Annotated in this window: 1 protein-coding gene; it reads left to right on the plus strand. The window is 59.6% G+C overall.

Translation table 11 applies throughout. The features are described 5' to 3' along the window. Window positions 1–24 precede the first annotated feature (24 nt). The coding region (locus tag SB816_RS34165; RefSeq protein WP_410548518.1) for an ATP-binding cassette domain-containing protein at window positions 25–245 on the plus strand (221 nt) is incomplete at its 3' end.

A 245-nucleotide genomic window follows, 5' to 3' on the forward strand; every position in this document is an offset into this window, starting at 1 on the left:
GCCAACGATCCCGGTCACCCAACTATGTCCGTCAAGACATTCCTCGGGTTCATCGCTGCCCTACGCGGCTTCCACGGCGCCGACAAACGCACGCGGTTGGAGCATGCTGTAGCGCGACTGGAGTTATTTGCGGTGCTCGATGCCCCCCTCGACACCCTCTCCATCGACTGGAAACGCAAAGTCGCCATTGCCCAGGCCATTCTGCATGGACCCTCACTATTACTGCTGGATGAACCCACGGAAGG

The organism is Achromobacter sp. SIMBA_011, assembly GCF_046535435.1.
GTDB lineage: Bacteria > Pseudomonadota > Gammaproteobacteria > Burkholderiales > Burkholderiaceae_B > Achromobacter > Achromobacter dolens.